Here is a 14,652-nt window from a genome sequence, read left to right as displayed (position 1 = left end):
TTTTAGTTTTTAAAATTATTTGAAGGAATTATTTGCGAGAATAATTCCTTTTTTATTTCAATTCACTTTGAATAAAACCACTAAATTTGCTAAAAAAAATAATGAAAGCTACAATTGTAACCATTGGAGATGAAATTTTAATTGGTCAAATTATTGATACTAATTCAGGATACATCGCCAAAGCACTCGATAAAATTGGAGTTCAAACGCATGAATTATTGTCAATTAGTGATGATAAACAGCACATTTTAGACACATTCAAATCACTTCAAAATAAAGTAGATTTTGTAATCATTACTGGTGGATTAGGTCCAACTAAAGACGATATTACTAAAAAAACATTTTGCGAATATTTTGATGATAATTTAATTGAAAATCAAGAAGTACTTACTCACGTTAAGGAAATGATTGAAAGTATTTTTAAGCGTCCAATTACACAAATGAACCGCGACCAAGCTCTTGTTCCATCTAAATGTGAAGTTCTTTTTAACAAAGTCGGTACTGCTCCAGGAATGTGGATGAAAAAGGAAAATACAGTTTATATTTCGCTGCCAGGTGTTCCTTATGAAATGAAATATTTAGTCGAAAATGAGATTGTTCCTAAAATTGTAAATGAGTACGATAGACCATATATTATTCATAAAACAATTATGACTTATGGTCAAGGAGAAAGTTTGGTAGCTGAGCGAATTGAAAATTGGGAGAATGAGTTACCTAATTTTATAAAATTAGCTTATTTGCCTGCTCCAGGAAGAGTTCGTTTGCGTTTAACAGCACGAGGTACAAACAAAGAATTACTTCAAAATGCAATTGATGAAAATGTTCAATCGCTTTCAAAAATAATTGCTGATATTATTGTAGGATATGATGAAGATGAAACTATAGAAGTTGTTTTGGGAAGACAATTAACAAAGTTAGGAAAAACAATTTCTACTGCAGAGAGTTGTACAGGAGGAAAAATAGCACAAGTTTTGACATCGGTTTCAGGTGCTTCAAACTACTTTAGAGGAAGTGTTGTTTCGTATGCAACAGAAACTAAAGTATCGGTTTTAGGAGTTTCACAACAAGTTATTGATGAACATTCTGTAGTAAGTGCTCAAGTTGCTCAAGAAATGGCAATCGGAATTCAAAAATTAATGAAAACAGATTACGCCATAGCAACAACAGGTAATGCAGGACCAAGTAAAGGTGATGCAGATGCTTCTGTTGGAACTGTTTTTATAGCTTTAATCACTCCGAATAATATAATTGTTGAAGAATTTAATTTTGGTCAACCACGTGAAAAAGTGATAGATAGAACAGTAAATAAAGCATTTGAAATGTTACAAAAAGAAATTTTTAAAAATCTATAATATTTTTTTTGCTACTAACATTTATTTTATGTAAGTTTGCACCCTTATTTAGAATAACGATAAAAGAAAAGCATAATGTCAAGAGTTTGTGACCTTACAGGTAAAAGAGCGATGGTAGGAAATAACGTTTCTCACGCTATGAACAAAACTAAGAGAAAATTTTCTGTTAACTTAGTTAAAAAACGTTTCTATCTTCCAGAAGAAGACAGATGGATTACTCTTAGAGTAGCTGCATCTACAATAAAAACGATTAATAAAAATGGAATTGCTGCGGTTTTAAAAACAGCTAAAGCAAACGGATTTATAAAATAATCCTTACCAATAAAAATAGAGCAAGATGGCAAAGAAAGGTAATAGAATCCAAGTAATTTTAGAATGTACTGAGCACAAAGGAACAGGTCTTCCTGGAACTTCACGTTACATCACAAACAAAAACAAAAAAAATACTCCAGATAGATTAGAGATTAAAAAATTTAATCCAATCTTGAAGAGAATGACTGTTCACAAAGAAATTAAATAATTAGATATTTAATATAAATCTTAAGTGGTTACATTTAGATTTTTTTAAATTCAATAACACTCATAAGTCATGGCAAAGAAAACCGTTGCAACATTACAAACAGCTTCTAAGAGATTAACTAAAGCTATTAAAATGGTAAAGTCACCTAAAACTGGTGCTTACACATTTGTTGAGAGTATTATGACTCCAGAAGAAGTGGATTCTTTCTTGCAAAAGAAATAATTCCTAGTAAAATATATATCAAAGCTACTTTCTTTCGGAAGTAGCTTTTTTATTTTTATATTTGTCACTACTTATAAATAAGTATATTTAATCAAAATTGATATGAGTTTTTTTAAAAGAATATTTTCATCAGAAAAAAAGGAAACACTTGATAAAGGTTTAGAAAAAACTAAAACTTCATTTTTTTCAAAACTTACTAAAGCTATTGCAGGCAAATCAAAAGTTGATGATGAGGTTTTAGATAATCTTGAAGAAATTTTAGTTTCTTCTGATGTAGGAGTAAACACTACTCTAAAAATCATCAAAAGAATAGAAGAAAGAGTTTCTAATGATAAGTATTTAGGAACGGAAGAACTAAATCAAATTCTTCGTGAAGAAATTTCAGGATTACTATCTGAAACAAATTCTGGTGAAGATTCTGAGTTTAAAATTCCAGCTAATAAAAAGCCATATGTAATTATGGTAGTTGGTGTTAATGGAGTTGGGAAAACAACTACTATTGGAAAATTAGCTTATCAATTAAAAAAATCTGGTTATAGTGTTGTTCTTGGTGCTGCTGATACGTTTCGTGCTGCTGCAATCGACCAACTTCAAATTTGGGCTGATAGAGTAGGAGTTCCAATAGTAAAACAGCAAATGGGAAGTGATCCAGCTTCTGTTGCTTTTGATACTTTGCAAAGTGCAGTTGCTCAAAATGCTGATGTTGTGATTATTGATACAGCAGGTCGTTTGCATAATAAAGTTGGTTTAATGAACGAGTTAACAAAAGTTAAAAAAGTGATGCAAAAAGTGATTGAAGATGCACCACATGATGTTTTATTAGTTCTTGACGGTTCAACAGGTCAAAATGCATTTGAACAAGCAACCCAATTTACTGCTGCAACAGAAGTTTCTTGTTTGGCTGTAACAAAATTAGATGGAACTGCAAAAGGAGGCGTTGTTATTGGAATTTCTGATCAATTTCAAATACCTGTCAAATATATTGGTGTAGGTGAAGGAATTGAAGATTTACAGGTGTTTAATAAATACGAATTTGTAGATAGTTTTTTTAAATAGAATTATGAATAAGGTTATTGTATTTTTTAAAACAGTTTCGCCAAAAATCCTATTAATCATTTGTGTTTGTTTAGGACTTTTGGCGAAGTTAATTGAAAGTAAGTTACCTGATTTAGCAATGGCTTTTCAACTCATTACTTTTGGATTATTACTTTTTACGATTAATAAATTTTTAAATTCAAGAGCGAAGTAAATTATTCATATAAATCACTAATTTTACTCCAAAGCGTTTCATCAAAATCCGATAAGGCAAAATTTACTCCGTCAGCAACTTCTCCCATTCTTATTATAACCATTTTTTTGCTTGGTATTACGTAAATCTTTTGATCATTTTTGCCTAATGCACAATACATATCACTTGGTGCGCTTGGAATCAAAGTTCCAGAAAATTGAAATTGTGTTTGCGGTAAATGATAACTAGATTTTCCATTCAACCACCATAAATAACCATATGCTTGATTAATAGTTTGTGATGTATTTGACGCTTGATTCATGAAGTTTTTACTTACAATAGTAGTTCCATTCCATTTTCCTTCGTTTAATGCCATCAATCCAAATCGAGCCATGTTTCTTGAAGTACTCCAGTAAACACTCAAACCATCAGATTGTATCCAACTTCCACCAGTCATTCCAATTTTATCTCTCAAATTTGTATTGAAATAGTTTGTCCAAGTTTGACCACTTGCTTGTGCCACAGCATCTTGAAGTTTTACATATACATTATGATATGCCCAACGCGTTCCTGCATCTGCAACATATTGAAGGTTTGCAGGCGAAACATCATCGCCCAATTCATCATTTAATCCAGAATTCATTGAAAGTAAATTTTTGCAAGTGATTAAATTTTCCTTTAAAATTGGTGCACTTGTCCAACCTGTTCCTAAATAGTCAGAGACTTTATTATTGATGTTTAAGAGTCCTTGATCTTGAGCTATTCCGGTTACAGTTGAAGTTAATGTTTTCCCAGCACTTGCCCAATACCATGGCGTTGTAGCTGAATGTCCGTTGAAATAATTTTCTAAAACAATTCTTCCGTTTACTAAAACAATAAATGATTTAGAATGTTTTAATTCTAAGTAGTCTAATAAAGGTTGAACTGCAGTTTGATTCCAACCTAAACTTTCAATTGTTTTTGTCTCCCAAGTTGTACTTCCGTCGTTTGGTGGAAAATACATTGCCTCTTCTGTCGTAAAACTCAATTCATTTCCATAAGCAGTTCCAACAGAATTTGTTGCGTAAGCTCGAATATAATAAGTTGTATTTGGAATTAAATCAGATAGATTTGATGTAAATGTTCCAGTTCCAGTTCCGTCAATAGTTTTTGAATTTGCAATTGTTGGATTTGTACTTGTATTCCAGCAAATTCCTCTAGCGGTTATATTTGAATCACCATCATTTGAAACAGTTCCTGAACAAACAGCAGAAATTGTTGTAAATGATGTAATTGGATTTGTAGTAACCGTAGCTAAAGTTGCATTTGTATCAGAATCATCTTTAGAGCAAGATACTAAAACTGAAATTACAACTAACAGTGAAGTAAAATATTTTTTCATAATTGGTAGAATTTCAATTAAGACTTAAAAAAAATAAAAAGGTTTAATCAAAAATACTTTTTTATTCTTTGAAATTAATTGTAATTTTAGGTTTTATTTTAATTATGAAAAAAACATACCTGTTTCTCGTTTTGGGAATACTTTTAGTGTCTTGTAAACAAGAGATTAAAGAGAATGATATCAATAAAATAAATGGATATTGGGAAATTGAAAAAGTAATTTTAAAAGATGGTGAGAAGAAAGATTATAAAATCAATGAAACAATAGATTATTTTCAACTTTCACAAGCTAAGTCTGACAAAATTTGGAATGGTTTTCGAAAAAAAGTCATGCCACAACTTGATGGAACATACAGAACTAATGACTCGAAAGAAACGATTTCTGTTTCCAACGAAAATGGAAGTTATTTTCTAAATTATACTACAAGTTATGGTAAATGGAAAGAAAAAATAATCGAAATTCAAGATTCTGTTTTAGTTCTTAAAAATGAAGATGAATTAGAATACAATTATAAAAGGTACCAACCATTTTCTTTAAAGTAATTTTTTAAATGGCAAAAAGATTAAGTAACGAAAGTTCTATTTCAGAGGTTTTACAACAGTTTATTCAAGCTAATAAACTCGAAGTTGGTATGGATAAAATTGATGTTGAGCAAGCTTGGAAATCACTTATGGGAAATGGTGTGAATAGTTATACACAAGAAGTAATTTTGAAAGGAAGTACTTTGTATGTCAAATTAACTTCGGCTGTTTTAAGAGAAGAATTAAGTTACGGCAAACAGAAAATAATTGCAATGCTAAACGAAGAACTTCGAAAAGAAATTGTAAAAGATTTAGTTTTAAGATAAATAAAATCCCGTTTCAATTAAGAAACGGGATTTTTATTTTTAATAAATATTGGATATCAAATATCTAAAATTTAATATTAGAACTGCTCTCTTCCAGAAAAATGAAAAGCACCTTCGATAGCTGCATTTTCATCCGAATCAGAACCGTGAACTGCATTTTCTCCAATTGAAGTAGCATATTTTTTACGGATAGTTCCTTCTGCAGCATCAGCTGGATTTGTAGCGCCAATTAAAGTTCTGAAATCTTCAACAGCATTTTCTTTTTCTAAAATTGCAGCAACGATTGGACCTCTTGTCATGAATTCAACTAACTCACCAAAAAATGGTCTTGCAGCGTGAACAGCGTAAAATGCTTGAGCATCAGCAACAGTTAATTGTGTTAATTTTAAAGAAACAATTTTGAAACCACCTTCTGTAATCATGTTTAAAATTCCACCGATGTGTCCGTTTTCAACAGCATCTGGCTTAATCATTGTAAATGTTCTATTTGTAGCCATTTTTATTTTAATTTATTTGTTTTTTATTTCAATTCGGGTGCAAAAGTAGTGTTTTTTTGAAGAATTACAAGAAAATATCGTTTATAAAGTGATGATTTTGAATTCTTGTGAAAGCGGATTCAGTTCTGTTAACAATTCTTCAATTAATGTATTTCCAAATTCTAAATAAAATTCACTAAAATTTGCTTTTCGCTCTTGTAAACTTTGATTCGGGAATAATTCATTTTGTAGCGAAACTATTCGGTCAAGTTTTTCTGAATGAATTCTTTTTTCAGCTTTTAAAAGTCGTTTTTCAAGATTCTCTAAACCTTTTATTTGTTTAATTTCTTGAGATTTTACAGCTCCAATAAAGGATTTATCGGTTTGATTTGCAATGGTGTATAGTTTTTCAAATTGCTTCTTTAGATGTTCTTTTTGTTCTGAAAAATCTATTGTGAATTGCGAGAATTCTTTAGTTTTTACATCTACTAAATCTCTTTGCTTTGAAAATAAATCACTCCAGAATAGTTCTAATTTATCTGCTTTTTCAGTTTGTTTTTGTGTTGTTAAAACAACCGAATTTCGTAGCAACAGCATTGGAAAAGTAACATTATTTTCCTCAAAATTAGATTTTAATTCTAACCAATAGGCTAATTCGCCACCGCCACCAATGTAGCATAAATTGGGCAAAATTACTTCTTGGTATAAAGGTCGCAAAATTACATTTGGACTAAACTTTTCAGGATGATTTTCTAATTCCGATAGAATTTCACTTTCAGAAAATTGAATGGTTGTGTTGTTCACTTTGTATATTCCGTCTTCAAAAATAATTCGTTCACGTAAATTATCTTTAATGTAAAATAAATTAATTTCACGCGGATTTACTTGGATGAAATAGTCTTTCAGAAGCTCATTGATTTCTGTAACTTTTTTGAATGAGGTTTGTTCTAAAAGCTCTTTTTTTACAAAAGGAATAAAAAGTTTTTTCAATTCAATGGAATCACCATCAATAATTACCAAGCCTTCATTTTGAAATAATTCGTTAGCCAAAAATCGGGTAGCATCGGCTAAATTAGAATGTTTTAAATAGGCATTTTCGAAGAGATTTTTTAAAAATTTAGCATTGTTTGAAGTTCCTATTTCTTTAGAAAATAAATCAAAAACTTTGTCTAAACCTTCTGTAGATAATCGTCCTACAGGACCAAAACTCTCGCGATTCCATCTAAAAACTTTTTCTTTATAATTAAAGTAATTAATCTCTTCAAAATCGTGATCTTCAGTTGCCATCCAGTAAATGGGTACAAAATTATTTTCAGGAAACTCCTTTTTTAATTGTTTACAAAGGTTGATTGTGGAAACAATTTTATATAAAAAATACAATGGTCCGGTAAATAAATTTAGTTGATGACCTGTTGTAATTGTGAAAGTGTTTGTGTTGTTTAAAAGTTTAATATTGTTTAAAGTTGTTTTTGAAACTTCAAAATTTAAATATTGTTTTTCTAATTCTGAGGCTAAAATTTCTCTTTTAAAATTGTTGTTGTCATTAAAATTGAAATTTTTCTCTTCAATTTGTGTTTTAAAATTTTCAATCGTTGGAAAATGATTGTAAAACGTCTTCAGTTCTGACTTTTCATCTAAATAATCCATCATTAGTTTAGTGAAATATCCTGAATTTTGGTAGGTTATACAATCGCTTGGCATGTTTGAAATTTTTTGTAAAAATACTTAAAATTCAAATTGAAAATACATTTTCAAATTCACAAATAATAGTTAAAACCTTAATTATTAATTTTACTTTTGCAAAAACTATTTCCAATTGAAAGATCTCCTTCTTATAACTCCACCGTTTACCCAACTGAATACACCATATCCAGCGACGGCTTATATAAAAGGTTTTCTAAACACTAAAGGGATTTCTGCATTCCAAATGGATTTAGGGATTGAAGTGATTTTAGAACTGTTTTCTAAAAAAGGTTTAACCAACATTTTTTGTCACACTGAGCGCAGTCTAAGTGCATATTCCAACTCAAAGCGAATTTATTCCTTAAAAGATGATTACATAAAAACCATCGATGCTGTAATTGCTTTTCTTCAAGGAAAAAATCCTTCATTAGCACGTCAAATTTGTAGTGGAAATTTCCTTCCAGAAGCTTCACGATTTTCACAATTAGACGATATGGAATGGGCTTTTGGAACGATGGGAATGCAAGATAAGGCCAAGCATCTAGCGACTTTATATCTTGAAGATTTATCAGATTTTATAGTAGAATGTGTTGACGAAAATTTTGGTTTTAGTCGCTATGCGGAACGTTTAGGTAGAAGTGCTAATTCATTTGATGAATTGTATTCTAATTTGCAAAATGAACCAACTTATATCGATAAGATTACACTTAAAATTCTAAATGATAGAGTAGATAAAGTTCAACCAAAATTAGTTTGTTTTTCGGTACCATTTCCAGGGAATTTATATAGTGCTTTTCGTTGTGCACAATTCATCAAAACTCATTTTCCAAATATTAAAATCGCAATGGGTGGCGGTTTTCCAAATACCGAACTTCGCGAACTAAAAGACAAACGTGTATTCGAGTTTTTCGATTTCATAACTTTAGATGATGGCGAACTTCCTATTGAATTACTATTTAACCACATTTGTCATACTGAGCTTGTCGAAGTCATTTTAAAGCGAACCTTTAAATTACAAAATAACGAAGTAACTTATATCAATAATTCTACACATCAAGATTATAAACAAAGCGATGTTGGAACTCCAGATTACTCGGATTTGCAACTTCAAAATTATATTTCGGTTATTGAAATTGCCAATCCAATGCACAGTTTTTGGAGTGATGGTCGATGGAATAAACTTACCATGGCGCACGGATGTTATTGGGGAAAATGCACGTTTTGTGATATTTCTTTAGATTATATCAAGTTATACGAACCCATTGCAGCCAAAATTCTAGTCGATAGAATGGAGGAATTAATGGCTCAAACTGGTGAAAACGGATTCCATTTTGTAGATGAAGCAGCGCCACCAGCATTGATGCGAGAAGTTGCGTTAGAAATTATCAAAAGAAAGTTAGTAGTTTCTTGGTGGACCAATATTCGTTTTGAAAAAAGTTTTACTTCTGATTTGTGTGTTTTACTCAAAGCATCTGGTTGTATTGCCGTTTCTGGCGGTCTTGAAGTTGCTTCCGATAGACTTTTAGAATTAATTAAAAAAGGTGTAACTGTAGAACAAGTAGCGCAAGTAACAAGAAATTTCACTGAAAGCGGTATCATGGTTCATGCTTATTTGATGTATGGTTATCCAACGCAAACGGTTCAAGAAACGATTGATAGTTTAGAAATGGTGCGCCAACTTTTTGAACTAGGAGTTTTACAATCTGGTTTTTGGCATCAATTTGCTATGACGGCACATTCTCCAGTTGGAATGTTTCCAGAGGAATTTGGTGTAATTCCTGAACAAAACACAATTACTTTTGCTAATAATGACATTAATTTCAAAGACAAAACCGGAATCAATCACGATAAATTTAGTTTCGGATTAAAGAAGTCATTGTTTAATTATATGCACGGAATTTGTTTCGATTATGACTTACAAGATTGGTTTGATTTTAAAATTCCAACTACTAAAATTTCTTCTGATTACATTGTTTCTTGCCTTGAAAAAGAAACCGATTTCAATACTAAACCTTCAGCAAAAATTGTTTGGATAGGAGGAAAGCCAACTTCAGAAACTTTTACCAAATCTAAAAAAGGAAGTTCTAGGGAAATGACAAAATTGACGTTTCATGATAAAACCGAAACTTTCGATATTTCACTAGAAAAAGATAAGGCAGATTGGTTGGTTACTACATTAGAAAAAGTATCGGTTTACAAGGATTCAAAATTTACATTTTCACAATTAAAATTGGATTTTGAAACTCATTTTGAAAATTTCGAATTGTTTTGGTATTCTAAACCTTTAGCTACTTTGAGAGATTTTGGACTTTTGGTTTTATAAAAAAAGCGCAAACCATTTCTGATTCACGCTTCTTCATTAACTTAACCTATTTTCAATTACTAATTTTTAATTACTTTTTCAATTTTACTTCCTTTGTCAGAATTTATTTTTACAAAATAAATTCCGTTTTGTCTTTCAGATATGTCTAGAGTTGTAGCGGTGTTATCCTCAAAACTTTTTTCTAAAATTCTACCTTGAACGTCATATAATTCTATTGATTGAATATTGAAATTGCTGTTGATATTGATTATTGATTGGGTTGGATTAGGATACACTTTTACACTTTCGTCAAACTCAAATATTGGATTATTCAACGATTGATAAGTTGTTTGTGAAAGATTGGTTTCAATTGGTGCATTGTAATCAAAATAAATTTTAGCTGCTTTTTGAACCATATCTCCAGTAACTAAATTGTTTTTGGACTTGATTTTGAAAAGTACATTTCCATGTCCGCCAACAGGTGGATTTCCGCTTGCTGCTGCTAAATTTATTCCTTCAAAAATAAATTCAACTACATTATTTGTGATTTTACTTTTGCTTTCGCTTGATGTATTTAGTAATTGCAACGAACTTACATCATATTTAGTTGCATCGATTTCAATTTTTACCACTACATTTTCGGCATAATAATTTCCGGTGTTTTCAAAATTAACAATGTAATGAAGATATTCACCTATTTCTGATGGTGCAACAGTTTGTCCTTCAGTACAAGTAATGTCATTTGGATCGTAAGAACCAACGACTGTTTGCGCATAAGTAAACGTATTATCACTTGGAGTTTCATCACCTGTTATTGGATTTATTGTTGATGAAAACGTAAAAATATCACCAATGTTTACTGCAGGAATTTCTACAGGTGAATTCACATTTAAAGTCACATAGACAGTTCTATTTTCAAAAGGCATTAAGTTAGTATAATTCCAAGTTAAAATACCTGTAGCAAAAGTATTTGGGATAACTGTTGCTGAAATATAATCTAATTTTACATCATCATAATTAAATGTATAACTTCCTGAAAGTGTTTGATTTCCTTTGTTTTTATAAACAATTTGGTATAATGCATCAAAACCAGGACGCGCAGGAGTTATAGGTGCAATTATAATTTCTAAATCAGGATGAGCACCATTTGCAGTGATGCAAAAGTTTTGAGTAGCAGTTGAATTATCAATTACAGGAAACAGTTGAACAACAGGCGAAACATTGTAAAATGTTGGGTTTTCAAAATTTGGAGTTAATTGGTATTCACCTACTACATTGGTATATAAACTATAAACTCCAGAATTGTTAGTAATCACAGATGAATTTGTTGAAATACCATTTAAACTTACATTTAAACTTAATAAATCAAAAGGAATATCAGAAGCATCGCAACCATTATTGTTTACATCAAAAGTTGCTGTTCCGGTTAAAGTATTGAAATCGCCTCCAGGTGTAAATGAACAATAGGAATTGACAGTAACATTTTCTAAAAGAGCAATGTTTAATTGTTGTTGAATGGATTCAATTTCATTATCATCGGCACACACAAATTGAAGATTAGGATTTGAAAATATAGAAATTCCTTCTTCAATTCCTCCATTTTTTAATGACAAATAAGTCAATTGTGGATTTGATGAAACATCGATGTAATTTAAAAAACTATTATTTGATAAATCTATTGAAGTTAAATTTGTAGAACTAGCATAAAGATTTTGTAAAATGATATTGTTTAATAAATTTATGCTTGAAATAGGATTTGTATAAAGATATAATGTTTGTAGGTTTGGACAATTATCTACATTTAATGATGAAAGATTATTGTTGTTACAATCAAGATACGATAGATAATAATTTGTACCTAAATTTAGAGTTGATAATAAATTTGATCCACAGCTTAAAGTTTGTAAATTAGCTGATGTTGAAACATCTAATGAAAGGATTTGGTTTAAAGTACAATCAAAATTTAATAATGATACAAGTCCTGAACCATTGAAAGTAGCTATTTGATTTGAAACACAATTAAGACTTTGTAATTGTGTGCAACCATCTACGTTTAAAGATGTTAAACTGTTATTACTACAATCGACTGTGGTAAGATTTGTTAATCCAGAAAGGTTTAGAGAGGTTAAACCATTATATGGACCACTTTTAAATGTTTGTAGATTAGTAAACGATGTTAGATCTAAGTTTCCTGTTAAATTATTAGCACTTATATCTAAATTTACAATACTAGGAGTTAGAGTTATTGTGAACAAACCTGCATAGTAAGCATTCAAATAAGTTAAATTTGTTAAACTTGAAACATTTAAATTTGATAGTACAAGATTTAATCTACAATCTAAATAAGTTAAATTTGTAAAAGCTTCTAATCCTGTCATGTCTGCAATATTGCTTTGATTTACATCTAAGTAACTTATATTTAGTGCTTCAGAAAACTCAATTTCTCCATTAGAATTTGTATCAACAATAGAGTAGTTTCCTGCTAAATTTTTTGCAACTGTATTGCTTGGATTTGCTGATAAAAGTTTCGTTTTAAAATTATTATCAGGAATATAAACTACTATAGATGAATCAAATACATTTAGAGTGAAACTTTCAATGGTAAAACATCCTGTTGAAGGTTCTGTTAGACTAAACCAAATGGTTTGCAAGTGATTTCCTGTAAATGAACTAGGATTTGAAATGGCATTAGTTTGATTTTCTGCATCAGTTTGAGTGGTGAAGAAATTAATAATTTGTGTTGGTATTGTCGTGATGTAATTATTTTGTGTGGTCAAATTAAAAGTAGCAACGCCATCAAAAGGATTTTCTGTAACAGTTAAATTTGGAACTGTTGTAGCAATAAAAGGCGGTGGAACTGAATATAATTGTAAAGTTGTTGTTGAAAAACTTGCTGTTGAATTTTCGTCAACTCTTACAAAAATTGTTTGATAACTTGCTGTAGTATTTGTAAATGGTGATGCTAGTGCATTTTGCTCATTGAAGGCATCATTAGAATTTGCATAATAAGTTACTGTGTAATTACTAGGATTTAAACTACCTAATATTTCAGTGTCTTTTGAATGTAAATTAAAATTGCTAAATCCTGAAGCATTTCCACAAGTGGAAAGTGTTGTAGGTGTATTTATTGGAAAATCACTTGCTTGAACTACTAAGTCAAAACCACTAAATTGATAACATCCAGTTACGTTATTTGTAACCTTTACAATAATATTTTGCGGATTTGTACTATTTGTATAATTAAAAAAATCAAGTATTTGATTTGTACCGTTAGCGGCATCAGTTATTGTTGGGTAATACAAAAAACCATAATCTGTAATGCTAGCAGGAGCAATTAATAAACTGTTATGTGTAGTTAAATCAAATGAGGCATATCCGTCATTATCAACTTGTGTTAAATTTGGTACAGAATTTAAAATCGGTGATGGATTAACAATTAAATCTAAAGTTGTAGTAGCAAAATTTGTTGGATTAGCATTTTCAGTTACTCTAACATAAATAGTTTGAAAAAATGGATAGATATTTGCGTATCCTAATGTTGATAATGGATTTGCACCAGTTTGAGAATTTGCTAAAGTTTCATGATAAGTAACTGAATATAAACTAGGATTTAAACTACCTAAAATTTCACCTACATCTACTAAATAAAACAAACCAAAACCACTATTATATCCTGAATCACATGCATATAATGGTGTTGGATTATTTATTGGAAAAGGATTTGTATTTACAATCAAATTAAAATTAGTAATAGAATAACAACCCGTTGCGTTGTCCTGAACTCTTGCATAAATTGTTTGCGGGTTTGAAATATTTTCATACAATAGTGGATTTATTGCATTTATTGTGTTTTCAGTATCTAATAAAGTTTCGAAATAAAAAATTGAATAATCAGCGTCAGTAGTTATTAAAGAATTTTGAGTAGCCAAATCAAACACAGCAGTTCCTGTTGTACTATTTTGAACTAAATTTGGTGGTGTAGAATATGTTGGAATAGAATTTACTGTTACTGTAAAACTAGATTCACTTGTACATGGTGGTATCGTTAGTGTTTGCGCAAAAATATAAATCGTTTGTGTTGTAGTTATTTGTGATCCTGCTGCTAATAATGTTCCTGTGCCAAAAGTTTGTGTATAATAATTTTGACCAAATGGTAAAGCAGGTAAAGTATAACTTTCGCAAACGGTAACATTTGACATTGGAATTATTAAAGGATAAGAAACAGCTTCTAAAGTTAATGTTGTAGTTGAATATAATGTTGGACTACTATTTTCTATTACACGGACATAAATTATTTGATTGTTTACGATATTACTATATACTGATGGTAATGCATTAAGATTATTTTCTGCATCAACTAATGTTTCATGATAACTTACGGTATGATTTGATGCGTTTAATGATCCTAAAACTTCTGCATTTTTTGAAAATAAATTAAAATTTTCAAATCCATCATTACCATCATCACAAACTTGTAATGATGTAGGATTGTTAATTGATGGTTGCGCAAATGCAAAACCCGATACAAATAGCAAAATAATTAGTAGCGTTCTCATAGTTCGTGATTTTATAGTATGTGTCTTCATATTTTTATATTTTTTGTCATCTTGTCCCAAAGCTTTGGGAGTTTGAAGGACTTTA

13 protein-coding genes are annotated in these 14,652 nt (G+C 30.2%); 9 read left to right on the top strand and 4 right to left on the bottom strand.

The window, feature by feature from the left end; genetic code table 11:
• The first annotated feature begins 101 nt into the window (after nucleotides 1–101).
• The 6 genes from Q0049_RS00520 (at nucleotide 102) to Q0049_RS00495 (ending at nucleotide 3,343) form a co-directional block, all read left to right on the top strand.
• On the top strand, nucleotides 102–1,352 hold the full coding sequence (locus Q0049_RS00520; RefSeq protein ID WP_298115212.1) for a competence/damage-inducible protein A: 1,251 nt from the start codon (nucleotides 102–104) through the stop codon (nucleotides 1,350–1,352).
• Nucleotides 1,353–1,427: 75 nt separating this feature from the next.
• On the top strand, nucleotides 1,428–1,664 hold the full coding sequence (gene rpmB, locus Q0049_RS00515; RefSeq protein ID WP_298115209.1) for a 50S ribosomal protein L28: 237 nt from the start codon (nucleotides 1,428–1,430) through the stop codon (nucleotides 1,662–1,664).
• A gap of 25 nt (nucleotides 1,665–1,689) precedes the next feature.
• Nucleotides 1,690–1,872: a 50S ribosomal protein L33 gene (gene rpmG / locus Q0049_RS00510; RefSeq protein ID WP_035126304.1), complete on the top strand. Its 183-nt coding sequence runs from the start codon at nucleotides 1,690–1,692 to the stop codon at nucleotides 1,870–1,872.
• A 69-nt stretch (nucleotides 1,873–1,941) separates the two neighbouring features.
• Nucleotides 1,942–2,094, top strand: a complete 153-nt coding sequence (locus Q0049_RS00505) for a DUF4295 domain-containing protein (RefSeq protein ID WP_298115202.1) — start codon at nucleotides 1,942–1,944, stop codon at nucleotides 2,092–2,094.
• 102 nt (nucleotides 2,095–2,196) lie between these two features.
• Complete coding sequence (gene ftsY / locus Q0049_RS00500) at nucleotides 2,197–3,150, top strand: signal recognition particle-docking protein FtsY (RefSeq protein ID WP_298115199.1); 954 nt, start codon at nucleotides 2,197–2,199, stop codon at nucleotides 3,148–3,150.
• Between the two features lie 4 nt (nucleotides 3,151–3,154).
• On the top strand, nucleotides 3,155–3,343 hold the full coding sequence (locus Q0049_RS00495; RefSeq protein ID WP_298115196.1) for a hypothetical protein: 189 nt from the start codon (nucleotides 3,155–3,157) through the stop codon (nucleotides 3,341–3,343).
• 1 nt (nucleotide 3,344) lies between these two features.
• Here the strand turns inward: Q0049_RS00495 and Q0049_RS00490 are convergent, their stop codons facing one another.
• Entirely contained in the window at nucleotides 3,345–4,349 is a 1,005-nt protein-coding gene (locus Q0049_RS00490; RefSeq protein ID WP_298115664.1) for a serine hydrolase, read from the bottom strand.
• Between the two features lie 458 nt (nucleotides 4,350–4,807).
• Between Q0049_RS00490 and Q0049_RS00485 the strand changes: the two genes are divergently transcribed.
• Both Q0049_RS00485 and Q0049_RS00480 read left to right on the top strand, forming a co-directional pair.
• On the top strand, nucleotides 4,808–5,245 hold the full coding sequence (locus tag Q0049_RS00485; protein WP_298115192.1) for a hypothetical protein: 438 nt from the start codon (nucleotides 4,808–4,810) through the stop codon (nucleotides 5,243–5,245).
• Between the two features lie 8 nt (nucleotides 5,246–5,253).
• Complete coding sequence (locus Q0049_RS00480) at nucleotides 5,254–5,550, top strand: DUF721 domain-containing protein (protein ID WP_298115189.1); 297 nt, start codon at nucleotides 5,254–5,256, stop codon at nucleotides 5,548–5,550.
• A 77-nt stretch (nucleotides 5,551–5,627) separates the two neighbouring features.
• On the opposite strand, the gene Q0049_RS00475 is transcribed toward Q0049_RS00480, so the two are convergent.
• Both Q0049_RS00475 and bshC read right to left on the bottom strand, forming a co-directional pair.
• A complete protein-coding gene (locus Q0049_RS00475; protein WP_298115186.1) occupies nucleotides 5,628–6,047 on the bottom strand; it encodes a nucleoside-diphosphate kinase in 420 nt (139 codons plus the stop codon).
• Between the two features lie 81 nt (nucleotides 6,048–6,128).
• Nucleotides 6,129–7,727 (bottom strand): bacillithiol biosynthesis cysteine-adding enzyme BshC, encoded by a 1,599-nt coding sequence (gene bshC, locus Q0049_RS00470; protein ID WP_298115184.1) that lies wholly within the window; start codon nucleotides 7,725–7,727, stop codon nucleotides 6,129–6,131.
• 115 nt (nucleotides 7,728–7,842) lie between these two features.
• Here bshC and Q0049_RS00465 point away from each other — a divergent pair, with 115 nt between their 5' ends.
• Nucleotides 7,843–10,032 carry a radical SAM protein gene (locus Q0049_RS00465; protein ID WP_298115182.1) on the top strand — a complete coding sequence of 730 codons (2,190 nt, stop codon included), beginning with the start codon at nucleotides 7,843–7,845 and terminating at the stop codon, nucleotides 10,030–10,032.
• Between the two features lie 59 nt (nucleotides 10,033–10,091).
• Here Q0049_RS00465 and Q0049_RS00460 read toward each other — a convergent pair whose 3' ends face one another.
• Nucleotides 10,092–14,567 (bottom strand): T9SS type A sorting domain-containing protein, encoded by a 4,476-nt coding sequence (locus Q0049_RS00460; protein WP_298115179.1) that lies wholly within the window; start codon nucleotides 14,565–14,567, stop codon nucleotides 10,092–10,094.
• Between the last annotated feature and the right edge of the window lie 85 nt (nucleotides 14,568–14,652).

The organism is Flavobacterium sp. (genome assembly GCF_027484205.1).
In the GTDB taxonomy this organism is placed as follows: Bacteria; Bacteroidota; Bacteroidia; order Flavobacteriales; family Flavobacteriaceae; genus Flavobacterium.
The sequence above is the reverse complement of the archived record's forward strand: the minus strand, read 5'-3'. Positions and strand labels throughout refer to the sequence as shown.

Excerpts from the sequence above, each read along its gene's own strand:
- Q0049_RS00520 (WP_298115212.1), top strand. The coding sequence starts at position 102 with ATGAAAGCTACAATTGTAACCATTGGAGATGAAATTTTAATTGGTCAA.
- rpmB (WP_298115209.1), top strand. The coding sequence starts at position 1,428 with ATGTCAAGAGTTTGTGACCTTACAGGTAAAAGAGCGATGGTAGGAAAT.
- rpmG (WP_035126304.1), top strand. The coding sequence starts at position 1,690 with ATGGCAAAGAAAGGTAATAGAATCCAAGTAATTTTAGAATGTACTGAG.
- Q0049_RS00505 (WP_298115202.1), top strand. The coding sequence starts at position 1,942 with ATGGCAAAGAAAACCGTTGCAACATTACAAACAGCTTCTAAGAGATTA.
- ftsY (WP_298115199.1), top strand. The coding sequence starts at position 2,197 with ATGAGTTTTTTTAAAAGAATATTTTCATCAGAAAAAAAGGAAACACTT.
- Q0049_RS00495 (WP_298115196.1), top strand. The coding sequence starts at position 3,155 with ATGAATAAGGTTATTGTATTTTTTAAAACAGTTTCGCCAAAAATCCTA.
- Q0049_RS00485 (WP_298115192.1), top strand. The coding sequence starts at position 4,808 with ATGAAAAAAACATACCTGTTTCTCGTTTTGGGAATACTTTTAGTGTCT.
- Q0049_RS00480 (WP_298115189.1), top strand. The coding sequence starts at position 5,254 with ATGGCAAAAAGATTAAGTAACGAAAGTTCTATTTCAGAGGTTTTACAA.
- Q0049_RS00475 (WP_298115186.1), bottom strand. The coding sequence starts at position 6,047 with ATGGCTACAAATAGAACATTTACAATGATTAAGCCAGATGCTGTTGAA.
- bshC (WP_298115184.1), bottom strand. The coding sequence starts at position 7,727 with ATGCCAAGCGATTGTATAACCTACCAAAATTCAGGATATTTCACTAAA.
- Q0049_RS00460 (WP_298115179.1), bottom strand. The coding sequence starts at position 14,567 with ATGAGAACGCTACTAATTATTTTGCTATTTGTATCGGGTTTTGCATTT.